25 protein-coding genes are annotated in these 24,266 nt (G+C 45.0%); 17 read left to right on the forward strand and 8 right to left on the reverse strand.

Going from position 1 to position 24,266, the window contains the following annotated elements; all coding sequences use genetic code 11:
- Nucleotides 1-62 precede the first annotated feature (62 nt).
- Nucleotides 63-1,403: a GNAT family N-acetyltransferase gene (locus tag L5M29_RS12930; RefSeq protein ID WP_263168136.1), complete on the forward strand. Its 1,341-nt coding sequence runs from the start codon at nucleotides 63-65 to the stop codon at nucleotides 1,401-1,403.
- Nucleotides 1,404-1,477: 74 nt separating this feature from the next.
- On the opposite strand, the gene L5M29_RS12935 is transcribed toward L5M29_RS12930, so the two are convergent.
- A complete protein-coding gene (locus L5M29_RS12935; protein WP_263168138.1) occupies nucleotides 1,478-2,101 on the reverse strand; it encodes a LysE family translocator in 624 nt (207 codons plus the stop codon).
- A gap of 225 nt (nucleotides 2,102-2,326) precedes the next feature.
- Nucleotides 2,327-2,809, reverse strand: coding sequence for a hypothetical protein (locus tag L5M29_RS12940; protein ID WP_263168140.1), 483 nt, complete (start codon nucleotides 2,807-2,809; stop codon nucleotides 2,327-2,329).
- A gap of 297 nt (nucleotides 2,810-3,106) precedes the next feature.
- On the opposite strand from L5M29_RS12940, the gene L5M29_RS12945 reads away from it, so the two are divergent.
- The 6 genes from L5M29_RS12945 to L5M29_RS12970 all read left to right on the forward strand — a co-directional run bounded on the left by L5M29_RS12945 (nucleotide 3,107) and on the right by L5M29_RS12970 (nucleotide 7,623).
- The gene (locus L5M29_RS12945) at nucleotides 3,107-3,640 is read left to right on the forward strand and encodes a YbhB/YbcL family Raf kinase inhibitor-like protein (RefSeq protein ID WP_263168142.1); all 534 of its coding nucleotides are present in this window, start codon (nucleotides 3,107-3,109) and stop codon (nucleotides 3,638-3,640) included.
- Nucleotides 3,641-3,651: 11 nt separating this feature from the next.
- A complete protein-coding gene (locus L5M29_RS12950; protein ID WP_231466222.1) occupies nucleotides 3,652-4,818 on the forward strand; it encodes a major royal jelly family protein in 1,167 nt (388 codons plus the stop codon).
- Between the two features lie 146 nt (nucleotides 4,819-4,964).
- Nucleotides 4,965-5,441 carry a VOC family protein gene (locus L5M29_RS12955; RefSeq protein ID WP_131525029.1) on the forward strand — a complete coding sequence of 159 codons (477 nt, stop codon included), beginning with the start codon at nucleotides 4,965-4,967 and terminating at the stop codon, nucleotides 5,439-5,441.
- The gene (locus L5M29_RS12960) at nucleotides 5,428-6,417 is read left to right on the forward strand and encodes a glycine betaine ABC transporter substrate-binding protein (RefSeq protein ID WP_263168146.1); all 990 of its coding nucleotides are present in this window, start codon (nucleotides 5,428-5,430) and stop codon (nucleotides 6,415-6,417) included. The genes L5M29_RS12955 and L5M29_RS12960 overlap by 14 nt, the downstream gene beginning before the upstream one ends.
- On the forward strand, nucleotides 6,414-6,899 hold the full coding sequence (locus L5M29_RS12965) for an Atu1372/SO_1960 family protein (protein WP_198573679.1): 486 nt from the start codon (nucleotides 6,414-6,416) through the stop codon (nucleotides 6,897-6,899). The genes L5M29_RS12960 and L5M29_RS12965 overlap by 4 nt, the downstream gene beginning before the upstream one ends.
- 169 nt (nucleotides 6,900-7,068) lie before the next feature.
- On the forward strand, nucleotides 7,069-7,623 hold the full coding sequence (locus L5M29_RS12970) for a sugar O-acetyltransferase (RefSeq protein WP_131525027.1): 555 nt from the start codon (nucleotides 7,069-7,071) through the stop codon (nucleotides 7,621-7,623).
- Between the two features lie 124 nt (nucleotides 7,624-7,747).
- On the opposite strand, the gene hppD is transcribed toward L5M29_RS12970, so the two are convergent.
- The gene (gene hppD / locus L5M29_RS12975) at nucleotides 7,748-8,788 is read right to left on the reverse strand and encodes a 4-hydroxyphenylpyruvate dioxygenase (RefSeq protein WP_028759590.1); all 1,041 of its coding nucleotides are present in this window, start codon (nucleotides 8,786-8,788) and stop codon (nucleotides 7,748-7,750) included.
- A 76-nt stretch (nucleotides 8,789-8,864) separates the two neighbouring features.
- Nucleotides 8,865-10,025 carry a homogentisate 1,2-dioxygenase gene (locus L5M29_RS12980; RefSeq protein ID WP_263168148.1) on the reverse strand — a complete coding sequence of 387 codons (1,161 nt, stop codon included), beginning with the start codon at nucleotides 10,023-10,025 and terminating at the stop codon, nucleotides 8,865-8,867.
- Nucleotides 10,026-10,232: 207 nt separating this feature from the next.
- Between L5M29_RS12980 and L5M29_RS12985 the strand changes: the two genes are divergently transcribed.
- Both L5M29_RS12985 and L5M29_RS12990 read left to right on the forward strand, forming a co-directional pair.
- Complete coding sequence (locus L5M29_RS12985; protein ID WP_263168150.1) at nucleotides 10,233-11,147, forward strand: LysR family transcriptional regulator; 915 nt, start codon at nucleotides 10,233-10,235, stop codon at nucleotides 11,145-11,147.
- 180 nt (nucleotides 11,148-11,327) lie between these two features.
- Entirely contained in the window at nucleotides 11,328-12,122 is a 795-nt protein-coding gene (locus L5M29_RS12990; RefSeq protein ID WP_263168152.1) for a TIGR00266 family protein, read from the forward strand.
- A 113-nt stretch (nucleotides 12,123-12,235) separates the two neighbouring features.
- On the opposite strand, the gene L5M29_RS12995 is transcribed toward L5M29_RS12990, so the two are convergent.
- From L5M29_RS12995 to L5M29_RS13005, 3 genes are all read right to left on the reverse strand, one after another.
- Nucleotides 12,236-13,507, reverse strand: a complete 1,272-nt coding sequence (locus tag L5M29_RS12995) for a hypothetical protein (RefSeq protein ID WP_263168154.1) — start codon at nucleotides 13,505-13,507, stop codon at nucleotides 12,236-12,238.
- Nucleotides 13,508-13,876: 369 nt separating this feature from the next.
- Complete coding sequence (locus L5M29_RS13000) at nucleotides 13,877-14,215, reverse strand: hypothetical protein (RefSeq protein ID WP_105252185.1); 339 nt, start codon at nucleotides 14,213-14,215, stop codon at nucleotides 13,877-13,879.
- A 109-nt stretch (nucleotides 14,216-14,324) separates the two neighbouring features.
- On the reverse strand, nucleotides 14,325-14,786 hold the full coding sequence (locus L5M29_RS13005) for an EVE domain-containing protein (protein ID WP_105252186.1): 462 nt from the start codon (nucleotides 14,784-14,786) through the stop codon (nucleotides 14,325-14,327).
- A gap of 277 nt (nucleotides 14,787-15,063) precedes the next feature.
- Here L5M29_RS13005 and L5M29_RS13010 point away from each other — a divergent pair, with 277 nt between their 5' ends.
- From L5M29_RS13010 to L5M29_RS13030, 5 genes are all read left to right on the forward strand, one after another.
- On the forward strand, nucleotides 15,064-15,444 hold the full coding sequence (locus L5M29_RS13010) for a DUF6508 domain-containing protein (RefSeq protein ID WP_168827411.1): 381 nt from the start codon (nucleotides 15,064-15,066) through the stop codon (nucleotides 15,442-15,444).
- Between the two features lie 139 nt (nucleotides 15,445-15,583).
- On the forward strand, nucleotides 15,584-17,296 hold the full coding sequence (locus tag L5M29_RS13015) for an AMP-binding protein (RefSeq protein WP_263168156.1): 1,713 nt from the start codon (nucleotides 15,584-15,586) through the stop codon (nucleotides 17,294-17,296).
- 344 nt (nucleotides 17,297-17,640) lie between these two features.
- Nucleotides 17,641-18,387 (forward strand): substrate-binding periplasmic protein, encoded by a 747-nt coding sequence (locus L5M29_RS13020; RefSeq protein ID WP_263168158.1) that lies wholly within the window; start codon nucleotides 17,641-17,643, stop codon nucleotides 18,385-18,387.
- Between the two features lie 165 nt (nucleotides 18,388-18,552).
- A complete protein-coding gene (locus L5M29_RS13025) occupies nucleotides 18,553-19,593 on the forward strand; it encodes a M14 family metallopeptidase (protein WP_263168160.1) in 1,041 nt (346 codons plus the stop codon).
- Nucleotides 19,590-20,480, forward strand: a complete 891-nt coding sequence (locus L5M29_RS13030) for an alpha/beta fold hydrolase (RefSeq protein WP_263168162.1) — start codon at nucleotides 19,590-19,592, stop codon at nucleotides 20,478-20,480. Before L5M29_RS13025 ends, L5M29_RS13030 begins: the two co-directional genes overlap by 4 nt.
- Nucleotides 20,481-20,515: 35 nt before the next feature.
- Here L5M29_RS13030 and L5M29_RS13035 read toward each other — a convergent pair whose 3' ends face one another.
- Nucleotides 20,516-20,923, reverse strand: coding sequence for a YccF domain-containing protein (locus L5M29_RS13035; protein ID WP_028759602.1), 408 nt, complete (start codon nucleotides 20,921-20,923; stop codon nucleotides 20,516-20,518).
- A 267-nt stretch (nucleotides 20,924-21,190) separates the two neighbouring features.
- Here L5M29_RS13035 and L5M29_RS13040 point away from each other — a divergent pair, with 267 nt between their 5' ends.
- The 3 genes from L5M29_RS13040 to prs all read left to right on the forward strand — a co-directional run bounded on the left by L5M29_RS13040 (nucleotide 21,191) and on the right by prs (nucleotide 24,259).
- Nucleotides 21,191-22,219 (forward strand): pyridoxal-phosphate dependent enzyme, encoded by a 1,029-nt coding sequence (locus tag L5M29_RS13040; protein ID WP_263168163.1) that lies wholly within the window; start codon nucleotides 21,191-21,193, stop codon nucleotides 22,217-22,219.
- Between the two features lie 81 nt (nucleotides 22,220-22,300).
- On the forward strand, nucleotides 22,301-23,014 hold the full coding sequence (locus L5M29_RS13045; RefSeq protein ID WP_113940909.1) for an NrtR DNA-binding winged helix domain-containing protein: 714 nt from the start codon (nucleotides 22,301-22,303) through the stop codon (nucleotides 23,012-23,014).
- A gap of 357 nt (nucleotides 23,015-23,371) precedes the next feature.
- On the forward strand, nucleotides 23,372-24,259 hold the full coding sequence (prs, locus tag L5M29_RS13050) for a ribose-phosphate diphosphokinase (RefSeq protein ID WP_263168165.1): 888 nt from the start codon (nucleotides 23,372-23,374) through the stop codon (nucleotides 24,257-24,259).
- The last annotated feature ends 7 nt before the right edge of the window (nucleotides 24,260-24,266 follow it).

Genomic DNA, 24,266 nt, shown 5'->3' on the forward strand with positions numbered 1-24,266 from the left:
AATTAGGCTTAATTGCAACCTCGTATACTTGTTCACACCAGTAAAGGACGATAATTTACCCAATGAGACAGCTTATCTTGGCTTTTGCGAGCTCAATGTCGGATATTTCGGCCAGTGCGTGGAATGCCGCCATGGGTGAGGCGAATCCCTTTTGTCGCCATGTGTTTCTGTTGGCACTCGAGCAAAGCCGCTCCGCCTGCACTGCAACCGGTTGGACGCCTCGACATTTATGCGTGTTCGATGCGGGTGACACATTAAATGATGTCGACAGTAAGGATAAAAGCTTGTCGCCTTTGGCTGAAGGAGGGTTTATCAGTGTGCAAACGGCTAAGCACTTCAATCAGTTCCCACTTATTGCCGTCATGCCCTTGTACCAAAAATCCCATTCCTATGGTGAGTATGTGTTCGATTGGGCGTGGGCCGAAGCCTATGAGCGCCATGGGCTCGATTACTATCCCAAATGGGTGAATGCGATCCCTTTTACCCCAGTGCAAGGTCAACGGATGGGCATTCATCCCGCAGTAGAGCGCGCCGAGCAACTGCGCGTGGCGCAATTACTGCTGATGACATTGAATCGCCAACTAATATCAGCGCAGGATAATCTCGTACTTGAGGAAGCTATTCTTAATCAGCCAGGGCTGGGCGATAACCCGATTTCCTCATGGCACAGCCTGTTTGTTACCCCAACACAAACGCCGTTATTTGAAAGTTTGCCACATTCGCTGTTAAAACGCTTAGGCACTCAGTTCCATTGGCATAATCGCGGTTATCGGGATTTTAATGATTTTCTGGCGGGCTTTAGTTCCCGTAAGCGTAAAAATATCTTGAAGGAGCGGGCGCAGTTACAGCCTTTTAATCTTAAGTTTCAGTTTGTCGAAGGGGAGCAGATCACCGCTTCGCAATGGCAGACTTTTATCCAATGTTATCAATTAACTTACCTTAAGCGCTCCGGTCATCGCGGCTATTTAACGCCAACCTTTTTTCAGCAGTTGGGGGCACAACTCGCTGCGCAAGTCCTACTCTTGGTGGTTGAAGATGCAAAGGGCGAGATGGTCGCTGGCGCCTTGTATTTAAAAGGTGAGAATACCCGAGGGCAGAAATGCTTATATGGTCGTTATTGGGGGACGACGGTTGAGCTCGACGGTTTACATTTTGAGGCCTGTTATTACCAAGGTATTCAATATTGTATTGAACATGAGTTTCAAGTGTTTGATGCGGGCGCGCAGGGGGAACATAAGGTGCTGCGAGGCTTTGAACCCGTAGCAATGTATTCCTACCATAACATCGCCCATTTGGGATTTAAGGCGGCGATTACGGACTTTGTTGAGCAAGAAACACTGCAAATGCAGCAATATATGGCGCAGATGCAGGATGTGTTGCCCTACAAAAAAGAGCCTTCATAAAGACCGCGTTAACAGGACTTTATTAGGCTCATTTTAGGTAGGACGGGTTACATTTAAGCGGTTAGTTCAAACCGTTAGCTCATGGCTAACCAAACTCCTACGCCTATCATTAGGCTGCCTGCAATGCGGTTTAACCAGCGAATATTATCGCCACGGCTCAAGAAGATGCGCAGGCTTTTGCCACCACTGGCGTAGGCGAGCATAGAGGTAAATTCGGTCACCATGATAATGCTCAGTAAGGCGAGGAGCTGCGGCGCGACGTCGCGCTCGGCATTGATAAAAGGGGGCAATAGCGACACCATAAATGCCCAACCTTTAGGATTGGCAATGGCGGTAATAAAGCCTTGAGAGATTAAGGTAACATTGCTTGCTCTGGGGTTAGTGTCATCATCGTTTAATATGGCCATCTTGCCGCGCGCGCGCCACATCTGTACGCCGATAAAGCCTAAATAAATTCCGCCAACCCATTTGAAGATTTGAAAGACTTCGGGATAGTTGAGCATGATACTGGCAACGCCCATCACGGCGGCTGTCGCCACTAACGCCACCCCAACCAGTTCACCCAACATCATCCACAGGGTGCGGCGCACACCTATACTCATGCCCAGTGTCATGGCGAGTGTCATGCACATGCCCGGCGTAATAGAAACAAAGAAGAAGGTCGGGATAAACACTGCAAGTAAGGCAAAATCAGGCATGGTTTGGTCATTCTTGGGTGAAGATGAGAAGGTCGATAGTGTAATGAAAACGGCGGATTTAGCCAATCTGCTTATTTTGAACTTGCTCTCTTTAAATGTAATCGGTTGTGTTGGCTGGCGATATTTCACGCAAAAAGCATATTGTAGTTATTATTAACAATATGCTCACTAACCCCATTGTGATTAATTCTGCAGTTGTTCGGTTAACAGCGATTAACTTCATAGTTAACAAGATAAGACATTGACTGTAGGTTCTACATCAGTATCGATCAAGTAGACACTATCGGCGCCCACCATATAATAACTGTATAGGTCTTGGTAAATATGTTCGCCTAATTCACCATAATAAGGACGGCGTGCATTTTTTACCGACTTCCATATTGGCCAAGGTAAAGAAAAATAATCGACATTGGATTGATTCGTGATATTTAAATCTGAATCAATAGGGAATGGCGTATTGCTTTTATCATGATGTTGAATATCGCTAAAGTTATCACTTATGTTATCTAAGAAGGTTTGATAACTTGACTCATCAATTACTTGTATTCCAGATATCGTTGGGAAATATAATTCCATTGTGAATGCATCGTTATCAAGTTCCTGCCACAGAATGGTTAAAGATAAATGATCTAATCTGCAACTCAGGTTCGGGTGTGGCTTTAGGTTTCTGTTCACGGGAAACCAAGGTTGATAAGCCGCTTTAATCATAGCGAATCCTCGTTATATTATTGTATTAAGAACATATCTTAGTCGTTTGGTTGTTACTTTTTTGCATTATTTTTGCTGAAACTACCACAACCTAAAAATAACTGAGAAGCATGTTGAGATTATCCAATATTTTTTGAAACTCATATCAACCAAATGCGCCTTATCAATCATAATTTGATTGATATGCTAACCCACATTCTCAAATCAATGGTTAATGACTGTTCTAGGACAGTTCAAAAATGGGTTCAGCACATTATGAAATCGCCTTATTTCTCCTCTTTTAAAAAGACTCTCTTGGTGACTGTCGCTTTGGCCGCCAGTATTAATTACGTTATGGCTGACGACAGTGCCTCTGCGTTTAGTCTCGAAAGTAATTTAGCTGATAATTCAAGGTTCCCTCCTGAGTATTATTGGAATCAATTTGGTTGTTCGGGCGAAAATATTGCGCCGCGTTTAACTTGGCAAAATGTACCTGCCGGTACCAAGAGCTTTGCTGTCACTTTATATGACAAAGATGCGCCTACTGGCAGTGGTTTTTGGCACCGTGTTGTGTATGACATTCCGGCACAGGTGTCGACTCTCGCAGGTGGTGTGAATGGCGGAGCACTACCCAGTGGTGCCATTGAAGCTAATACCGATTTAGGTAAACCTGGATTCTTTGGACCTTGTCCACCAGAGGGACGTGAACACAGCTATGTATGGACAGTGCATGCTTTGGATGTGGCGCAGTTGCCGATAGACAAGGGATCAACACCCGCTTTGGTGGGATTCTATCTTTGGCAGCATAGATTAGGCGAAGCAAGTTTAACGCTTTTAGCTGGCCCACGTTAGGAGGAATGAAGATGACCATATTATCTACGCGCATTACATACCCAATGTTATCAAAGGTTTTTACACTACTGGCAACCAGTTTGTTGTGTTCTCACTCATGGGCGACACAGACTGAGCCGCTGGCAAAAATGGAAGTCTTTGCCGAACTTGATGGGGCTGTGGGCGGTATTACTTTCACATCAGATGAACGATTGATTTTCAGTTATCACCCTTTCTATCAACCTAACATTAAGGTGGCAGAGCTTTTAGCGGATGGTAGTACTAAGCCATTTCCTAATTCGGATTGGCAGCAATGCCATGATCCGCAGGGTAAAGCGAAAGAACCTGACACTTGCCTTAATTGGGTGTTGGGGCTGCGAACAGACGATCAAGACAGAGTTTGGCTATTAGACTCTGGCCAGCAGGCACCACGTATTGAGCCTAAATTAGTGGCGTGGGATACCAAGAAAAATCAATTAGATCGCATTATTCATTTGCCCGCGCCAGTCTCTCTTCCTGAGTCACAACATAATGACTTTGTTATCTCATCTCGACATCAAGCGATTGTGATTGCCGATGAGGGGATTGGCACGGGTCCCATTGGTGAAAAGGCTGCGCTGGTGGTTGTGGACTTAAATACAGGGAAAAGTCGGCGCCTATTACAGGGTGATAACAGTGTGATGCCAGATTTACAGCGGCCACTGATTATCGATAAAAACTCAAAAGATAGAAAGCAGATTGAAGTCTATGTGGGTGCCGATGGCATTGCTTTAGATAAAACCCAAACATGGCTCTACTTTGCCCCGATGAATAAAGACAAAGTTTACCGTGTGCGGATGACAGATCTCATCAATCCTTCGTTAACGCCTGCGGCACTCTCTGCCAAAGTGGAGGCTTATGCCGATAAGCCCGACAACGGTGGCTTAAGTATTGATGAAGCGAATAATTTGTATCTAACAGAAGTGGGAGAGCGGGCCATTGGCGTGATCCCTGCTGATTCTCGCCAGTATCGCACTTATGTCCATGATGAGCGTATGGTTTGGCCCGACGGTGTGAGTTATGGCAAGCAAGGTTATTTGTACTCTGGGGCTGCGCAATTACCGTTATCGGCGCCATTAAACAATGGCAAAGCTGAAAACAGTCCACCTTATTATATTTTCCGTTTTAAGCCGTTGGCTGCGGGCGTTCGTGGTAATTAATTCGAACAATTAATCTCATCAATTAATTTTATAACCTTACGCCAAGTGCTTATCTTAACTGAATTTATTCACACGATTTTTGCGGATTAAAACGGTTTGGATTCGCACTTGGTTATACCGAGTCAGTACTGCCAGAGGATGACAATATGAACATAAACGGATTGGATCACTTTACCATCAGAACGCCCAAACTGGTTGAAACGCTGTTGTTTTATCAAGTCATCCTTGGATTGAAATTAGGTTGGCGGCCACAGTTTGGTTTTCCTGGACATTGGCTCTATGCCTCAAATAAGCCCATTTTGCATTTGGTGGAAGCGGGCGATCAGGCGCTAGATGCCTACTTAGGGGAAAGCAGAAATATTTATGGCTCTGGACGTGTTGACCATTTGTCGTTTCGTGGTACGGATTTACACCAGATGCAGCAGCATTTATGCCAGCAGAGGATGATTTTTCAGGAACGAATTGTGCCTGAAATTGGTGAGCATCAGTTGTTTCTTGAAGATCCGAATGGCATCAAAGTAGAGATGATATTCCCCTATGCAAAGGATAACGCCATCGTAGGGATTGTGATGGATAGGCTCACTATTTTAGACACCAAGGAGCCTGAACATGGCGGAGATTAATGTCTTCAGAAGGCAATTATTGCAAACGCTGGGATTGGGCAGTTTGGCATCATTGGCATTATTTCCTCGAGGTGTGATAGGTATGAATTCATTGAATAAGAGTACAAATATGGAGATCTCACAGGGTAAGCCGATGATTCGCATGGGAGTGACGGACTTAAGTTTTCATCGCGTCACCGCCGCTGTGGTGGCCCATGTGATAGGGATTATGGGCAAAGAGGTGCAACGAAGCTATGCATTGCACGAGGCTAATTTTGAGCAGCTAGGTGAAGGCAAAGTGGATATGCTGTGTTCTGCATGGCTGCCCCATAGCCATGGGATCTATCGACAAGGTGTCGAAGAGCGAGTTGCTACGCGGCAACTCGGGCTACATTATGAGCCCTATGCGCTCTGGGGCGTACCCGATTATGTGCCTGCTGAGCAAGTGTCGAGCATTGAGGATTTACTCAAACCTGACGTGCAGCAACGTATGCGGCCCATCATTCAAGGGATTGGTGAGGGGGCGGGGATCACGCGATTTTCTAAAAATATCATGACGCAATATGGATTAACGGCGGCAGGTTATCAATTTAGAACAGGCACTCAGGCCGACTGTGTCGCCGCTTTTGAGTCTGCTGTGGCGGTAAACGATTGGGTGATCGTTCCTTTGTGGCATCCACAATTTTTACATCATCAATACGGCATTCGCGATCTTCAGGACCCTAAAGGTTTACTCGGGGGAAAAGATAAAGCGGTATTGCTCGCCCGTGAACGCGAGTTAGTGGTTAATTTCTCGCCCGCACAAATTCAGGTACTTGATAACATAGTATTATCGAATCAAATGGTTGCAGAACTCGATTATGCGGTTAATCGACAAGGAATGACGGAAGATGAGGCCGCTGCGAACTGGCTGACAGTCAATCCTCAGCATTTGACGACCTGGCTAGCCCCGCTGCTTAATCCTGCGAATGTCTCATCTCAGGAGGTGACATTATGATGATCACACCTGAATCGCGGCTAGTGGCGGCAGGGCTTGAACTACCTGAGGTTGCTGCGGCTCTTGGAAATTACGAACCCTATTCAATTGTTGGCAGTCAGTTAATGACCTCGGGTCAGTTTCCCTATTTAGAGGGCGAGCTTCAGTATCAAGGACAATTGGGCGCCGATCATACTGTGAGCGAAGGCTACGCTGCCTGTCGTCTTGCTACCCTTAATGCTATTGCCCAATTGAAACAGGCTTGCGGTGAGCTTTCGCGGATAAAACAAATTTACCGCTTGGAAGGGGTGCTAAATGTGCATCAATCTTGCTTTGAACATCCTAAAGCACTCGATGGGGCTTCGGATTTATTGCTTGAAATCTTCGGTGAAGCAGGGCGTCACAGCCGGATGATTTGGACAAATCCTGTCATGCCGCTGAACAGTTTGTGTCTAGTGTATTTATTTGCAGAACTCTATTGTGATGACGAACAAAGGCAATGACCTTTGTCTCGATTGAGATTTAATGCTTGAATGTGACTCACATTGGCTATTAGCTAAATGTTCTGTCAGCAAGACGGGTAGTTCATTCAAGAGCATATGAGGCAGTTCTTGAACTTTCATCAATCGATTGTTAGGGTTAGGTCATCATGGACGGAATGTTGACAATACGATGACTGAGAAACAAAAAATGTTGGCGGGCCAGCCCTATAAGGCTTGGGATGATGAGTTATTGGCTGAGCGGATGCGGGCGAAATCCATTTGTCATCAGTTTAATCTGGCCGAACCGACTTTACTTGATGCCCGAATGGAGCATCTTCGTGGCCTGCTTGATATTCAACACTGCGCCCATATTGAGCCTAATTTCTTTTGCGATTACGGCTATAACATCCATATTGGCAAACAATTTTACGCCAATCATAATCTAACCATATTAGATGTTTGCTCAGTCTCGATTGGTGATAATGTGATGTTTGGTCCCCATGTGATGATTTCTACCGCGACGCATCCTATTAATCCTATCGCGCGGCAAACGACGGAATACGGCGCGCCAATTCAAATCGGTAATAATGTCTGGCTAGGCGGAAACGTCTCTGTACTGCCCGGTGTGACCATTGGTGATAATTGTGTCATCGGTGCTGGTAGTGTCGTGAATAAGAGCATTCCGGCGAACTGTGTGGCGGCGGGGAACCCTTGTAAGGTTATCAAACCTATCGATGTGGACTAGCGCAGGAAAGTTAAAGCTGAGTGATGGGTGTCAAAGCTGATGGTGATTTAGATGACGATGTAGATATTCGTAGAAAGAAAAACGGTACGCAGTGCGTACCGTTTTTTATTAGCAGGATGAATACTTACAGTACGCCGCGGCGCATTTGGTCCCGTTCAATTGATTCAAACAGGGCCGTAAAGTTGCCTTCACCAAAACCTAAGTTATTCTTACGTTGGATGATTTCGATGAAAATCGGTCCAAACAGGTTTTTAGTAAATATTTGCAATAAATAGCCTGTATCATCACCATCCACCAAAATTTGGTGATGTTTAATGCGCTCACGATTCTCTGTGACCTGCGGTAACTTATCGAAAATGGTGTCGTAGTATTCAGGGATGATGTCTAGGCACTGGATTGAACTGCCTTCCATCGCATCCAGAGATTTAACGATATCGCGGCTTCTAAAGGCTAAATGTTGCACACCTGGGCCATTGTATTCCTTCAGATATTCATCAATTTGGTTTTTATCGCTGCCTTTACCTTCGTTGATCGGGATACAGAAGCTACCATCGGGTGAGCGCAGGGCGTAGGACACTAGCGCGGTTTGTACGCCGCTGATGTCAAAGTAGCGCACTTCAGTAAAACCAAAAATGTTTTTATAGAAGTTAGCCCAATGTTCCATTGTGCCTTTGTAGACGTTGTTGGTTAAGTGATCGACCTCGATAAAGCCTTTCTCTTGGGTGATAATTTGCTCGTCTAAGTCTTCAAAATCAGCGGCATAGATATTGTTATCTGCGCCAAAGGTGTCGATGAAATAAATTAAGCTGTCGCCAATGCCGTAAATCGCAGGATAAGGCAGATCTTTGTTTGCATCATCGGCGGGTTTTGCACCACGTTCAACGGCAACGCGATAGGCAAAGCCGGCATCTTCTACACGCCAGCCCATAGAACAAATGGCTGGGCCGTGGGATTTAGCAAACTTAGCTGAGAAACCTTCGCGCTCAGTGTTGAGCAGAAAATTAATGTCATTCTGTTTGTAGTACAGGATGTCTTTGTTCTTGGCTTTTTTCAGCAGAGAAAAACCAAAGTCGATAAAGACTTTGTGCATAAAATCAGTATCAGGGCTGGCGAATTCAGTGAATTCGATACCTAATAAGCCCAGTGGATTTAGTTCGCTTGCCATGATGTTTTCCTCGTTATTTTAGTGCAACACGCCGTCACTCTAATGACTCCCGCATGGGAGTGCTGGTGGCTTGGGGCTAGTCTTCTAGCCAAGAGCGGTTGTAGTCTTTGCTCATGCAATTTTGTACATGTTCGGTTAATTTCAGTGGGGCGAACGTGTCCACCATCACTGCATATTCATAGGTTTCTTTCTTGCCAATCGAGGCTTCAGTGCGGCCCGGTTGCGGGCCGTGGGCCACACCTTTTTGATGTAAGGTCATGTAACCCGCTTCAATGCCCGTGCGGCTCATAAAGTCGCCATCGACGTAATACAAGACTTCGTCGCTATCAATATTGTTGTGGTAATAAGGCGCTGGAATCGATTTCGGGTGGAAATCGTAGGGGCGCGGCACGAAGTTACAAATCACAAAGTTATGGGCGGTAAAGACCAAGTGATCAGAAGGCGGCAGATGGATTTTGCCTACCTTTGGTGCGTATTCTGTGATGTTGAATGCCCAAGGGTAAACGCAGCCATCCCAACCCACTAAATCAAAGGGATGCCATTCGAGCGTGGTGAGTTGGTACTTATCGCCAAACTTACACACTAAGGGAAAGGCGCCGCGCTCAACTACAGCCTCTTGCAGTGTAGGTACGCGCAAATCGCGCTCGCAGTAAGGTGCCGATTCTAATAGTTGACCATACTCGTTACGGAAATGCTTAGGCACTTCCACCATAGAGAATGACTCGATGACGAAAAGTCGCACATTACTGTAATCGTTGAATTTTAGTTGATAAGTAGTACCGCGTGGGATCACGAGATAGTCCCACTTTTGTACCTTAATCGTGCCGTACTCGCTGTAGAGTGTGCCTTCGCCTTCGTGGACAAAAACCACTTCATCGGCATAGGCGTTACGGTAAAACTCGTCGGTATCGACGGTGACTTTGGCGGTATATAGTGCTAAGTCATTGTTATAAAAAATCTTGTTACGGGCGCTGAAAAAATTACCTTCACGGTCGGCGTCGCGGGAATCGAGTTTATAGTTTTGGACCAGCGAATCTTCCCAATTGGCACCATGGCCTAGGCTGTAGGGCGCCACTTCTAATGCTTTGGTTGGCATGTTGTGGTGATATTTATTGGAATAAATATTGGAAAAACCATGGGTTGAGAACAACTCTTCACGGTAAAGCTCGCCGTTTTCCTTTTCAAATGCGATATGGCGCTTATGGGGAATCTGGCCTTGTTTCACATAAAATGGCATGGAGGATCCTTGGTTTTTACAGCGGCGTGAGATTAGCTCTACTTCGCTTGTCGTTATGGTTATGTGATCTTGTTATCAATTTAGTTGCTTGAATGAACAAAAAAAAGAATAATAAATCCGTTATCTAAATCTAAAAATTAGATGGTATTCTAATCTTTACGAATCGTAGTGTTTCCGTGACATGTTCATTAGAGCCAAGGAGTGACCATGCGCATCGATATTGATGCTTTTAATGTGCTGCAAGTGCTGGTGGAAGAGGGCAGTTTTGCCAAGGCGGCGGAGCGATTACACAAAGCGCAATCGGCGGTGAGTTATCAAGTTAAAAAGTTAGAAGAGCACTTAGGTGTGCAACTTTTTAGTCGTGAGCAATATCGTGCTGAGCTGACGCAAGAGGGCCGCGTGATTTTGGCCGAGGGACAAAGATTACTGCAACACCTTGCAAACATTGAACATCTTGCCAGTCGTTTCAGTGAAGGCTGGGAGCCAAAGCTAGAGCTAGTGATAGACGGTGCCTTACCGATGGAGCCTATCATGACGGCCTTAAAGCGTATGGCTGAACATCAGATCCCCACTAAAATTCAGCTGAATATGGAGTTTTTAGGCGGTGTACAACACAGATTCGAGCGTGATAATGCTGACTTGATGTTAGTGAAAGATTATCGCACTGGCCCCTACTACTATCCGCAGCCGTTGCCTGCAATTACTAGCGTACTGGTGGCCAGTGCTTCACATCCTTTATCTTTTATTCGCGAAATTAGTTTGACCGAACTGCAGCAACACGTGGAATTGACTATCGAAGACTCTTCACCCAATAAAAGTTACCGCGATGAAATGCAATTTGGCGGTGATAAAGTGTTTTATCTTTCTGGTTTTATCATGAAAAAGAACGCTTTGTTAAAAGGTTTAGGTTTTGGTTGGTTGCCAGACTTTTTAGTGCAAGAAGAGTTAGCTAAGGGCGAATTAGTTGAAATCGACTTCGTCGGTGGCAGTCGTTTTACGTTTATTCCACAGCTCGTCTCGACCTTAGAGCGTCCGTTAGGGCGTGCGGGACAACTTTTTACCGAGTTGATATTAGAGGAGTTTGCTAAGGCTGAGCAGTTTAATGGTGTGGGTTTGGGTTGATAAGTCTTCGCTTGTCATCTTTTGATACAAGTTACCGCATAAAACAATCGCATTTTGACATTTTATGTCATAAGTTAAGTGCTAGATTGAGAGTGACATTGAACTGCGATAGATAAAGAGTCGTCCATCGGGGTCAATCTACAGGATAGTAACAAGGAACTGACAGTTAAGGGGAACAGTATGTCTAGACGTTGTCATGAAGTGGATTATGAAATCATCGGCCACAGTATGCAGTTGGTTGAAGTGGAACTCGATCCTAACGAAACCGTGGTTGCCGAAGCAGGCGCGATGAATTACCTAGAGCAAGACATTAGCTTTGAGGCCAAAATGGGCGATGGTTCTGAACCTGAGTCAGGCTTTTTTTGCAAGTTGATGGGCGCGGGTAAACGGGCGCTGACGGGGGAGAGTATTTTTATGACTCACTTTACCAACCAAGGAAACCAAAAGCGTAAAGTCGCCTTTGCCGCACCTTATCCGGGCACTATCCTTGCGATCGACTTAGCCGAACATGGCGGCGAGCTTATCTGCCAGAAGGACAGTTTTTTAGCGGCGGCTCTAGGTACGCGGGTGACGATGAAATTTAATCGCCGTTTAGGCACGGGATTTTTCGGTGGCGAAGGGTTTATTCTGCAAAGCCTACAAGGCGATGGCATGGCCTTTATCCATGCGGGCGGCACTTTAGTGAAGAAAGAACTGCGAGGTGAAACCTTAAGGGTTGATACCGGTTGTCTGGTTGGATTTACGCCTGGAATAGATTACGACATCGAGCGCGCAGGCTCGTTAAAGTCTATGGTATTTGGTGGCGAAGGTTTATTTCTAGCGACCTTAAAAGGCCATGGCACGGTTTGGCTGCAAAGCTTACCGTTCTCACGAATGGCTGATCGCATTATCGCCCATGCCCCATCTGCGGGAGGCAGTGATCGCGGAGAAGGCTCTGTGCTTGGTGGTATTGGTCGCATGCTCGATGGGCGCTAAATGATAAGCTGACATGCTGTCTTCTCTATAAGGCATTCCAGACTATCCTCTGGGATGCCTTTTTAGTTGAAGCCTGTCATTTCCTTCATCATTTTCAGCATATTTAGCTGTAATTAAAGCTGCGTTTGGCCGTTGTTAAGGCTTTGCTGAATGCGTCCTTCAACTAGTTTAGATATCAGATACATCATTAAATAGCCCGTGCCCAAGGCTAAAATCACTGCGACGACATTCTCGGTATACAGGCGATAAGCGTAGAAAGTACCGACCAGTATTGCGATACCTGCGAGGCGAATGAGTAGGCTTTGGGTAAAATAGCCGTGGGCTTTGATATAGGCCAACTGATAGCCGTTGAGCATCATAAATATAAAGAACATAGAGAAATGCATTAATACTGGGGCCGCTTTAATGTATTGCTCGGGGAATAACCAAGCCACCAATGGCTTGCTCGCGAATATCATCGCGACGAAAAACACCCCGCTGATCCACAGGGAGACTTTAGTCAGCCATGACTTGATTTGTTGCACTTCATCAAAGCGCTTTTCTCGTACACACACTGCCACTTCGGGCAGCACAAAGCGGTAGATGGGGAAGACAAACAGCAAGGTGAGGTAAGTGATCATCGGCCGGACTACCACTTGAAAATCACCCAGTTCATCTATGCTGAAATAGGCAATAGTCAGCAGTACTGTGATGTAAATCATCAAGATACTGGCACCCGCTTCCATGGACGCTGTCAGGCTTTTTTTCATGAAACTACGTAAGCCCGTATCAAAATGCACCGCACTTAAGGGCGGCGTGGCGATATCTTTGCGCCGTTTTAAGTACATATATAAGGCAACGATGAGCGATGACAGTGTCATGCTGTAAAAGAGTGAGGCAATGGCCGTTTGTTTTAACCCATAGAAACACAAGAAAAAGCTGGTCACTTGCGCTATCGGTTCCAGCCAAGTCACTCGATTGGAGATGGCATATAGCCGGTACATAGCGATTTGATTGGTAAAATACACCTTGAGCCCCATGCTCAAAACAATGCCAACCAATTGAAAATATTCAACGTTAAGGTGAAGTTTGTGTTTGATATAGGGCAAGACTAAGCCCCATGTCAGCAGCACCATAGCGATCAAGCTGTAGCGGAATATATTAGTGATATCCACATCTTGCTTGGTCTGGGAGTAGGCCACCACCATAGAGGAGCGAAATCCCGTCATTAGGATTAGCGACAGTGAGATAATGTCGATCACTGTGTGATAGAGCGCTAGATCGGCTTTGGCAACCCATTGTGCTAGCCAGAGTTTAAATAGAAACCCCACAGAAATACTGGCGAGTGATGCCCAGAACCCCGCAATAATTGCCTGCTTAACCCGTTGAAGTGAGGTGTTTTCCATTATCAAAAATCCAGCGTTAGTCTACGGTCATTATCGGGATGCTATGAATTCAATTAAGATTTTGCCTTAGCCGCATGAGTATTTTTAGGTGACACTTATCTTGTTCTGTTCGATATCTTTTCACCCTGCATGAGTCTAGCATTTAGCCAATTTACGACCAATAGCCAGATAGTAAAGATATGATAAATATCAATATGTTGCTTTATTGTAAGTTAGAACGTTATTGAGTGAGGACTGGGGTGATAAATTGTCTTACAGACAACGTTTTTTGATAGATGAAAGCAGTATTAAGAAGTACAACTACGCCCAGATAAGAGCTGGGCGTAGTTGTAAATGTGTCAGTTATAAATGCCATTTTGCCATGCGAAGTTAATCGGTAATGATATTGACGATATCGAGGATTTTACGGCTGTTATTATCGAGTTTGATTAGTGCACCTTCGACTTGAATGCTAATGATGCCATCTCTGTCTAAGGGTACTACGATGCGGCCGCGATCATAAATATCATGCTCAAGCACATCACCACGGTGGAGTTTTTTCTGCCAACCGGGTGGCAGTGGCTGACCTTGGTCAATTTTTTTCTGTAATCCCGGCGGTAGGCTTTTATCCTTTTTGTGGTGCTCATGGTCATCTTTAGCAAAGGTTGAGATGGACATCGTTAAGCTGAGGACAAGTCCTGTGATTACCACTGAGGTCAATTTATTCATCTGTACTCCTAAGGGGCATTGAGTTGATGTTGTGTCCAATGCTGGATGTGGCCAACAATAGGCGATGCGAAATGAACTATAGCTGAACGTTCTAGCTCAAGAGTGCTTTCTAGCGGGTTAACATAAGTACGGCTTGCCATTGTTCGGCGGTCACAGGTTGGATACTGAGTCTTGACCCCTTAGAGACTAAATACATGTCCGCCAGTTGGGGTAAACTTTTTATCAAACTTAAGGGAATAATCTCGTTAAATTTTTCGACAAAGCGGATATCCACTCGCAGCCATCTTGGTTTGGTTGGATCTGACTTAGGGTCGAAATACTTCGATTCGGGATCGAAGGCTGTGCTGTCGGGATACGCATTGGTCACGACTTCTGCTATGCCGACAATTCCGGGCACTTTGCAGCTTGAATGGTAAAAAAATACCTTGTCCCCAATCTGCATCTCATCGCGCATAAAGTTACGCGCCTGATAGTTACGGATCCCATGCCAAGCTTCGGTTTGGTTAGGGCAAGCCTTAAGATCATCTATGCTAAATTCGTCGGGTTCCGATTTCATAAGCCAGTAGTTCATCTTGTTTCCTTTACTCATAGTTGCCGTTAAGCGCTTCAATACCGCTGAGTTTATCTGAATTTTGTCGAATACCCCAGTTCGTCACCCATATCAGATATTGTGAGTTTGATTAAGTTTCCGTTCAGATAACGTGGCTTAGCCTGTTGACAGCAATCTTATTTGGTATGCCTTATGCAAATTTTCGTTTCTAAGGCAAAGCGTCAAATTCGATCTCGGTTTGTGACTGGTGTCGTACAAGTTGTGGCAGCAGAGGCAACCAAAACCTGTGAGGTGTGTTATGGGGACTTCAACAATGACATCCGATTGTGGCTTATACACTAAATATCTTAAGGATTTTACGGCGGGTGATGTGATCTTAAGTCATGAGCGAATGCTGGAATTTATTAATGACCTGACAACGCAAGGTTGGTTATTGGCTAATTTCACTTGGGACTATTGGTATAACAACAGTTACTTAGTCGATAAACCTGCCTATATTCGTGATGCGAGTATCGCACAATGTAAGTTGCTGTTGACGGCCATGACGCGACTCGAGGTTTTTAGCCCCGGCGTGTTAGAAAATATGCGTCGCCAAGGCGTGTTACTGGCTATTGTTGAGCGGTTACAAAGCTTAAATGTGCCTAAGTCGAGTGCTCATTTTGAGTTTATCAGCCGTTAGCACTGGGCTTTAATGGATTGTTATCTAATAGTTTGTCTTACTCTTTAGTCTAATAAAGTGCTTTTTTACTTGTGACATGATCCGTGGATTGGTTAGTTTGGACCTCGCTAACCATAATAATAAATGCACGGAGGCCTTAATGTCAGTTCCTACAAGCCAAGTTATAAGCCCGCTCAATGTTAGCGAGTTTAGAGGCGAGTCATCACCGAAACTCGTTGAGAAGACCATAGGTCAATATTTTGATGAGATTGCGGCAACGTATCCCGACCAATTAGCTGTCGTCGTATACCATCAACATATCCGCTGGAATTACCGCCAATATCTTGCCCAAATCGATGCGCTCGCCACAGGACTATTAAAACTCGGTATTAAGTCTGGTGATAGGGTAGGGATTTGGTCGCCTAACAATATCGAGTGGTGTTTAACCCAATATGCGACCGCTAAAATTGGCGCCATCATGGTGTGTATTAATCCTGCGTATCGCCCTGAAGAGTTGCAATATGCGCTGAGTAACGTGGGTTGCCGCGCGGTAATTTGTGCCGATAAGTTTAAATCCAGCAATTATCTTGAGATGCTATATGAATTGGCGCCTGAGCTAACTTCTTGCCCAGCGGGTAAATTACAAGCTAAAGCCGTACCTGAGCTTGAATTTGTGATCCGTATGGGCGCGGAGAAATCCGTCGGTATGTTGAATTTTGATGACTTGATCGTTGATGTAACCGCCGCTGACAGGATAATGCTCGAGAGTATTGCTAAGGAATTAAGCCCGTACGATGCGATTAATATCCAGTTTACCTCTGGCACGACGGGCAGCCCGAAAGGTGCGACCCTATCCCATCATAACATATTGAATAATGGCTATTTAGTCGCAGAGGCGATGAAGTTTACCTGCCACGATAAACTCTGTATTCCAGTGCCTTTATACCATTGTTTTGGCATGGTACTCGGCAGTTTAGTCTGCTTAGCCAAAGGCGCAGCTGCTGTGTTCCCCGGTGAATCCTTCGATCCATTGACGACATTGCAAGTGATTGAGCAAGAGCGTTGCACCGCTTTGCATGGCGTACCGACCATGTTTATTGCCGAGTTGGAACACCCTGAGTTTGCTCGTTTTGATTTGAGTTCCTTACGTACCGGCGTGATGGCGGGGGCAACTTGTCCTGAAGAAGTGATGCGACGTGTACAAAACCTGATGTATATGAAGGAAGTGCTGATTGGTTATGGTCAGACCGAATGCAGTCCGCTCAATCACATTACTGAAATCGACTCACCCGTAGAGAAACGCGTTCTCACCGTTGGCCGGGCTTTGCCTCATACCGAAGTGAAAATTGTCGATGAATTTGGCGAAGTGCTGCCAATTAATCAACCCGGCGAAGTCTGTAGTCGTGGTTATTGCATTATGCAGTGTTATTGGAATGATCCTGAGAAAACGGCGGCAACCATAGACAGTCAAGGCTGGCTACATTCGGGCGATATTGGCCAAATGGATGAGCAAGGTTATGTGCAAATTGTGGGGCGCATTAAAGATATGATTATTCGCGGCGGCGAGAATATTTATCCCCGTGAGATTGAAGAGAAACTTTACACCCATAAAGATGTGCAGGATGCGGCGGTCTTTGGCGTTCAAAGCGATAAATACGGCGAGGAGGTGTGTGCTTGGATTAAAGTCCGCTCAGGAGCCGCGATTACAGAGGCTGATATTCGTCATTTTCTCACCGAGAAGTTCGCCTACTTTAAAGTGCCGCGTTATATCAAGTTTGTGGATCAGTATCCAATGACAGTGACAGGGAAGATTCAGAAATTCAAAATGCGTGAGCTGATGTATCAAGAGTTATATGAAGATATTAATGCTTAAGTGATGTGATTTTGCGAGTGTGCTTTTTTGACTTTCAAGCCGCGCAATGCGGCTTGAATTTTATTCTGTCTAGCTATTTCGGTTAGCAGATAAACGAACAAGCTAATTGGCTAATGAAAAAGTCGGCGAGTCATACCACCAAGTCAAGCTACACTTTGAGTTAGCTTTTGCTGCTAATGTCGTTATTCTAATTGTAACAAAACTTCACTTCCCCGCTGTGGCTTGATGGCTATACTAAAACTAGTCATAAAATCTAACCAGTCATAAAATCTCGGCAGATAAAAACGAAAGCACTAAGTTGTCGATGATGTAGTCGTAAATCCATGCAGGCAAAGGAGTACTAAATGGTTCGATGGCGTTCAATGCTCCTTGTGTATTGTCTTTCCTTTATGGGATTAAGCGTAGCTAAAGCGGATACCTTAATGCTCACTTCTTTACTTTGGCCGCCTTATTCAGGAGAGCAATTAACGGAGCAGGGTGCCAGTATTGCCGTGGTACGGGCGGCGCTGAACGTTATGGGACATCAATTAGACGTGGATTTCTATCCGTGGAGCCGCGCTGTCAAACTTACGACTATGCCGAACTCTGACTACATAGGTTATTTTCCTGAATACTATGTAGAGACTGAAAAGTTTATCTTTTCAAAACCGATTGGCGAAAGTCCATTGGGGCTGGTGGAGCAAAAGTCCCATCCAGTAAGTTGGAATTATATTGAAGATCTTAATCGCTATACCTTAGGTGTGGTGAAAGATTATGTGAATACTCAGGCTTTAGATCGCATGATCTTTTCCGGTGTACAGCGGACTGAAGCTGTGACTTCGGATGAGCATAATGTTAAAAAAGTTGCCGCAGGTCGGATTGATGCCGCGGTGATTGATGTCAACGTTCTGCACTATTTACTCAAGCAAAAGCCCTTACAGCCGCTGGCGACAAAGTTGCAAATCAATCGGCAAATTCTGGCGAATAAGCAGCTCTATATCGCGTTTCGTAATACAGAAGAGGGACGGCGTTGGCGAGATATTGTTGACCAAGGTTTAGCGCAGGTTGACGTAGAAACTATCATTGGAGAGCTACTTTATCGTGAAGACTGATGTAGGGTTTTAGGATAGTTTATTCTTTGTTTTACTCGCTATTTTTCCGCTTATTTCCCCGTAAACTCACTTCTGATATGCAGTTTGTCATCATTTTGTCTTTGTTCACTATTAGTATCACTTTAACGGCATGAGTAGTTCTCTCATTTTATTGATTAAGGTGACATGAAGAAACTTCCTTTTGAGCTTCCATTTGAGTTAGATACGCTGCAGCAACTCATTGATACTCATCATCTTAAGTTAGATTATCAGATCCTTGCCGACATTCCATTCCGCCAAGAGCATTTCCCCCTTTACAGTGTTGAGTTAGGTGGTACAGATACGCCTTGTCCGACAGTACTCTTTGTGGGGGGCGTGCATGGGGTTGAGCGTATTGGATCTCAAGTTATTTTGGCATTGTTAAACAGTTTATTGCAGCGGCTTGTTTGGGATAAACACCTACAACAGATGCTAACGGGCCTGCGGTTAGCTTTTGTACCTGTAGTGAATCCTGTTGGGTTATTCATGGGAACGCGGGGCAATGGTAATCAAGTGGATTTGATGCGTAACGCTCCGATAGAATCCCGTGAAAAAGTGTCCTTTATGGTGGGAGGACAGCGTATATCGTCACGGCTGCCCTGGTATCGCGGTATTGGGGGAATGGAGCTGGAAACTGCGGGCTTAGTTGCCTATGTACAACAACTGTTGAGTCGCAGCACAAGTTTGATTTCGCTCGATGCCCACTCGGGATTTGGCTTGAGTGATCATATCTGGTTCCCCTACGCCCATACCCGTACCGCCTTCGAAAATGCCAATTATATTTTTCATCTAAAACAATTATTTGAACAGAGTTATCCCCATCACGGCCATTATCGGTTGGCGCCGCAGAGCCAGTTTTATAGCACTCATGGTGATATTTGGGATTATCTCTATCGCCAGCACCAAGTGGCAGATCCTTCTGCTCAGGTGCCATTTTTACCTTTGACATTAGAGATGGGATCTTGGGCATGGATAAAGAAGAATCCTAGACAAATATTTAATTTTGCTGGCTTTTTTAATCCACAAAAAACACATCGTCACCACAGGATTTTACGCAGGCATACAGTACTCATGCAATTTATGATGGAAGCGGCCTATGCCCAATCGTTAGAGCAGTTAACACCTGAACGTTTGACTGAGCTGACAGAGTGCGCACGGCATTATTGGTATCGGGAGTCTCAGTCATGACCACTTGGGTGTTATTAAGGGGATTAATGCGTGATCAGCGCCATTGGAATGGTTTCGATCAGCGTCTGCGACAAAAGGGATTGCGAGTGCTGACACCGGATCTTCCGGGCAATGGGACGCTATCCCACGAATTAAGTCCGCTTAAGATTGCCGATTATGCCCATGCCGTGTGGCAGCAATTGGATGAGCAGGTACAGGAAGGGGAGACTATTTATCTCCTCGGCTTGTCTATGGGCGGTATGTTGGCGTTGGAAATGGCATGCCAGCGACCTTGGCAGATAAGGCATGCCTTTGTATTAAACAGCAGTGCGGCGAATTTATCGTCTTGGTATCAAAGATTTAACCCGCTGAATGCATTGAAGGCTTTTTTCATGCGGGCTCGGGGTGACGCTTTACATCCAATCGAGTCGACTATAGTGCGTTTAACCAGTTTTCGTCATCGGCGAGACCGAGATTTAATTGTCAAGTGGAGTGAGTTTCGCCGCGATACCACATCAAGTAGACGCAATGTATGGCGACAACTTTGGGCGGCTTTTCAATACCAATGTCCATTGACAGTGGAAGTACCGATAACTGTGCTCTGCGGTGACCGTGATGCGCTGGTGAGTATGGCATCGAGTAAGGCGTTAGCACGGCATTTTTACACCGATTTGATTGTACTCGCGTATTGTGGTCACGATGCCGCTATAGATGCACCCGCAAAACTGGCGCATTATCTGTTGGACATTGTGGGGGCGACTAAGCTGCAAGTGCAGTTTTCTGTGGATAGTGAGCCTGCCAATACTCAATATGATTGCAACGATTTATTGGAGGAAGAAATAGCCTTAAACGAAGCGATATTTGCTGTATGGGATGACAAAGCGCTATCCACTCTTGAAACCAAATAATCGAGAGTGAATAGCGCAGTTAACACATTGTCTTATTAAGCTTTAGCCACTACGGTTTGGCCTATCGGTGTGAGGCTGAGTAAAGCTAACTTAAGATGCTGTATCCCAAAGGGAATACCGATAATCGTCACAAAACAAGCTAAGGCGTGGACCAAATGCCCTATGGCTAACCAGATCCCAAACAGTAAGAACCAAATGATATTTCCTACCATGCCTAATGCACCTGTGCCCAAGTCTTCACGTCCAGTTAAGTGGCGACGGTTCATTTGTTCTTGGCCGAAGGGCCAAAAGGTCATTTCGCCGATAACAAAACAGGCGCGGCCGAAGGGAATACCAATGATACTGATAAAACACAGGATACCTGCAAGCCACCAAGCGAGTCCCATTACAAATCCGCCGAGTACAAACCAAGCTATGTTGAATATTAAGCGTAATACAGCCATTGAAAACTCCTTATGTTTACCCTGTTAGCCTTTATCGTTAGCTTCGATAAATTGAATATATGTCAATGTCTAAGCGATAACTATGCCAACTATTTAAATTATTCATAATCAATGGGTTAATTATATGTATTCGAGATTCATGTGTCATTTTCACTAGTTTTTCGCCAAATTGATAATTTCTTAAGGGCGTAACAGGAAGGGCGGAGTTACACTAGCCTTCCCTTAACTGGTTTAAAAACCAGATAATTTAATTGTTTGAGTCGCTTGATGTTTGCAAATTCCCCTGTCGAACCCTTTGCCTTTGCTGGCAGAGACATTTTCCTAAAACGTGATGATTTACTGCATCCGGCGTTTAGTGGCAATAAAGCACGCAAATTCGGCTATTTTTTAGATCATGAGTTTGCTGGCATCAGCAAGGTGATAGGTCATGGCTCGCCATTAGCTAACTCACTGTATTCATTGTCAACATTAGCGAATATGAAAGGCTGGCAATGTGATTTTTATGTAGATCATATTGCCAGTCAAGTGGTTAAACATCCTACGGGCAATTACGCTGCCGCTTTAGCGAATGGCGCTAATATTATCGATTTAAGTGTGTTAATAGCACAAAAGCAGGCGTGCACTCCGTCGCAATCTGAACCTCACGTTTTGTCAAATCTTAATGCTAGGCCTGACCCTACAGCGCAAGTGGGCGATGTGCGACTGAGTTGCCAAGATTATATCGAGGCTCAAGTACTCGTGAATGAGCCGACGGCGCTTTTTATCCCTGAGGGGGGTCGTTGTGCTTACGCTGAATACGGGGTAAATAGATTGGCGCAAGAGATAGTACAGTTTGCGAAGGCGAATGGATTGATTGATTTAACGGTGTTTTTACCTTCGGGGACGGGAACGACAGCATTATTTTTAAATCAGTATTTTATCCGTCAGCAAACGGATATTCGCGTCATGACTTGTGCCGTTGTCGGTGGCGATGATTATTTGCGCTTGCAATTTTCGTTGCTTAATACCAATACCAGTGAGCATCCACAGATTGTTAATGTCGGCAAGAAATATCATTTTGGTAAACTTTATCCGGAATTTTATGCCATGTGGCAGCGGGTCTGCGCCTCAGGCGTGCAGTTTGAATTACTCTACGATCCCTTAGGTTTTATTGTGCTTGAGGAATATTTACAAGGCGGAGGATCTCGTCCTGTGATGTATATCCACCAAGGTGGCTTACTCGGGAACGAGACCATGTTGCCACGTTATCAGCGTAAATTTGGGCAAAGTGGCTCATCCTGTGCCTCTGATCATTGACTTAGTGACGCTAAGACATAATATGTTTGAAGCTATGTAATGCTAAATTAAGCTGATGATTTGGAACGATGGGGAATATCAATGACTGAAGCGGAATATCTCGCCAATTACGATCCTAAGGTTTTTAAGGCTCAGCTACTGACAGTGGATGCCGTATTGTTTACCTATCACGATCAGCAACTTAAAGTACTCTTAGTACAACGCTCAAATCATCCATTTTTAGGTTTATGGGGATTACCTGGTGGGTTTATCGATGAAAATTGCGATCAATCCCTTGAGCAAACTGTATTACGTAAACTGCATGAGAAAACCGCGGTAGTGCCACCTTATATTGAGCAGCTATGCACTGTGGGTAATCGTAGTCGTGATGTAAGAGGCTGGTCTGTGACTGTGTGTTATACCGCCTTGATGAGTTATCAAGCTTGCCAAATTCAGATTGATTCAGTGAGTGATGTTAAGTGGTGGCCATTAGCAGATGTGTTGCAGATGCCCTTGGCGTTTGATCATCTGCAGTTAATTGAGCAAGCGCGGGAACGCTTAACACAAAAAGCCTTATATTCTTTAGTGCCAGGATTTGCACTGTCTGAACCTTTTACCTTGCCAGAATTGCAGCATGTACATGAGGTTTTACTGGGCAAGCCTATCCAAGGTAAATCTTTTCGTCGGCGGGTTGAACAGGCCGATTTATTGATCGATACGGGATTAAAGCGCACCGAACGTGGTCGTCCTGCTAATTTATACCGCTTGAAACCCAATACCGCATCGTATCGCTTCTTAAGAAATTTAGAATGTTGATCACAGTGAATATGGATTTAAGCAAGATATTCGCCTTGCTCAATATGAGTAACGGCGACTGCTTATGCCTTATTCATGGTGACTTTGAATCAGTAAAGGCTGTTTAATTACTGATTTTGCCTTAATGTCTCCGGTTCTTGTATTACTCGATACCCATATTGTGGCTTCTTAGTTGTCGCGCCCATTAATAGTGTCTAAAAGACACTATATACCATTTAAGCATAACATTTCAGGTTGCTCCGTCTGAAATAGTCTAAAAATCAACTTTACACAATAATGTCTTTAAGACACTATTGTTCATGTAGACAACAAGGGCGCCGTCAATTTCGGCAATCTTGCCACAGACAGGAGGTTACTATGTCTCAACGTATTCAAACGTCTCAAGATGCTTCTCACGCTCAATTTTCGCAAGCCGATTTTTATCGGTTACCCGCAGCTAGTGATGAGACTCACTACCGTTTATTTCAATTTGGTGCGGGGGAGAATCATGTTCAACTGCTGGTTCCTCCAGCGAAACGCGTCACAGTTTTCTTCGGTTATCGTGGCGATCATTCCATCATGCAGCTCTTGTTGTTAACTGATGCATTGCGTCGCAGTGGTGCAGAGCAAATCGATCTGTTACTGCCTTATATGCCGGGTGCTCGCCAAGATAGGGTGTGTAATGCTGGTGAGGCCTTATCGGTAAAAGTCTATGCTAGCCTGATTAATCAGCAGCAATATGCTTCAGTCAGCATTTTTGACCCTCACAGCGATGTCACCGCCGCATTGTTAGACCGAGTGCAGGTAATAGATAACCACAGTTTTGTTGCCGCGATCGCAGCCCAATTAACGGGGGAGCTAGTGTTAGTCTCGCCCGATGCGGGGGCGAATAAAAAAGTATTCGGCTTAGCTAAAGCGTTACAGGGAATGCCGGTGATCAGGGCCGATAAACATCGTGATGTGGTCAATGGCCATATTATCGCTACTGAAGTGTTCTGTGATGACTTGTCGGATAAAACCTGCTTAATCGTTGACGATATTTGCGCGGGTGGCAGAACTTTTATTGAACTTGCCATCAAATTAAAGCAAAAGGGGGCCCAAAGCGTCATTTTGATCGTGTCACATTATGAAGATAAGGCCAGTGAGTTGGCACTGCGAGAGGCGGGCATAGACAGATTATTTTGTACCGATAGTTTAGGTGTCCCCACACATATTTCGAGCGAGTTCTGCCATTGCCATGCTGTTTTGAGTTATATGAATCATTAAGGAAAAT

It is taken from the genome of Shewanella sp. SM95 (assembly GCF_025653595.1).
In the GTDB taxonomy this organism is placed as follows: Bacteria; Pseudomonadota; Gammaproteobacteria; order Enterobacterales; family Shewanellaceae; genus Shewanella; species Shewanella oncorhynchi.

Excerpts from the sequence above, each read along its gene's own strand:
- L5M29_RS13040 (WP_263168163.1), top strand. The coding sequence starts at position 21,191 with ATGTTTGCAAATTCCCCTGTCGAACCCTTTGCCTTTGCTGGCAGAGAC.
- L5M29_RS12980 (WP_263168148.1), bottom strand. The coding sequence starts at position 10,025 with ATGCCATTTTATGTGAAACAAGGCCAGATTCCCCATAAGCGCCATATC.
- L5M29_RS12940 (WP_263168140.1), bottom strand. The coding sequence starts at position 2,809 with ATGATTAAAGCGGCTTATCAACCTTGGTTTCCCGTGAACAGAAACCTA.
- L5M29_RS12970 (WP_131525027.1), top strand. The coding sequence starts at position 7,069 with ATGACTGAGAAACAAAAAATGTTGGCGGGCCAGCCCTATAAGGCTTGG.
- L5M29_RS12990 (WP_263168152.1), top strand. The coding sequence starts at position 11,328 with ATGTCTAGACGTTGTCATGAAGTGGATTATGAAATCATCGGCCACAGT.
- L5M29_RS13030 (WP_263168162.1), top strand. The coding sequence starts at position 19,590 with ATGACCACTTGGGTGTTATTAAGGGGATTAATGCGTGATCAGCGCCAT.
- L5M29_RS12995 (WP_263168154.1), bottom strand. The coding sequence starts at position 13,507 with ATGGAAAACACCTCACTTCAACGGGTTAAGCAGGCAATTATTGCGGGG.
- L5M29_RS12960 (WP_263168146.1), top strand. The coding sequence starts at position 5,428 with ATGGCGGAGATTAATGTCTTCAGAAGGCAATTATTGCAAACGCTGGGA.
- L5M29_RS12965 (WP_198573679.1), top strand. The coding sequence starts at position 6,414 with ATGATGATCACACCTGAATCGCGGCTAGTGGCGGCAGGGCTTGAACTA.
- L5M29_RS12935 (WP_263168138.1), bottom strand. The coding sequence starts at position 2,101 with ATGCCTGATTTTGCCTTACTTGCAGTGTTTATCCCGACCTTCTTCTTT.
- L5M29_RS13000 (WP_105252185.1), bottom strand. The coding sequence starts at position 14,215 with ATGAATAAATTGACCTCAGTGGTAATCACAGGACTTGTCCTCAGCTTA.
- L5M29_RS12930 (WP_263168136.1), top strand. The coding sequence starts at position 63 with ATGAGACAGCTTATCTTGGCTTTTGCGAGCTCAATGTCGGATATTTCG.
- L5M29_RS13010 (WP_168827411.1), top strand. The coding sequence starts at position 15,064 with ATGGGGACTTCAACAATGACATCCGATTGTGGCTTATACACTAAATAT.
- L5M29_RS13035 (WP_028759602.1), bottom strand. The coding sequence starts at position 20,923 with ATGGCTGTATTACGCTTAATATTCAACATAGCTTGGTTTGTACTCGGC.
- hppD (WP_028759590.1), bottom strand. The coding sequence starts at position 8,788 with ATGGCAAGCGAACTAAATCCACTGGGCTTATTAGGTATCGAATTCACT.
- L5M29_RS12985 (WP_263168150.1), top strand. The coding sequence starts at position 10,233 with ATGCGCATCGATATTGATGCTTTTAATGTGCTGCAAGTGCTGGTGGAA.
- prs (WP_263168165.1), top strand. The coding sequence starts at position 23,372 with ATGTCTCAACGTATTCAAACGTCTCAAGATGCTTCTCACGCTCAATTT.
- L5M29_RS13005 (WP_105252186.1), bottom strand. The coding sequence starts at position 14,786 with ATGAACTACTGGCTTATGAAATCGGAACCCGACGAATTTAGCATAGAT.
- L5M29_RS13025 (WP_263168160.1), top strand. The coding sequence starts at position 18,553 with ATGAAGAAACTTCCTTTTGAGCTTCCATTTGAGTTAGATACGCTGCAG.
- L5M29_RS13015 (WP_263168156.1), top strand. The coding sequence starts at position 15,584 with ATGTCAGTTCCTACAAGCCAAGTTATAAGCCCGCTCAATGTTAGCGAG.
- L5M29_RS12955 (WP_131525029.1), top strand. The coding sequence starts at position 4,965 with ATGAACATAAACGGATTGGATCACTTTACCATCAGAACGCCCAAACTG.
- L5M29_RS12950 (WP_231466222.1), top strand. The coding sequence starts at position 3,652 with ATGACCATATTATCTACGCGCATTACATACCCAATGTTATCAAAGGTT.
- L5M29_RS13045 (WP_113940909.1), top strand. The coding sequence starts at position 22,301 with ATGACTGAAGCGGAATATCTCGCCAATTACGATCCTAAGGTTTTTAAG.
- L5M29_RS13020 (WP_263168158.1), top strand. The coding sequence starts at position 17,641 with ATGGTTCGATGGCGTTCAATGCTCCTTGTGTATTGTCTTTCCTTTATG.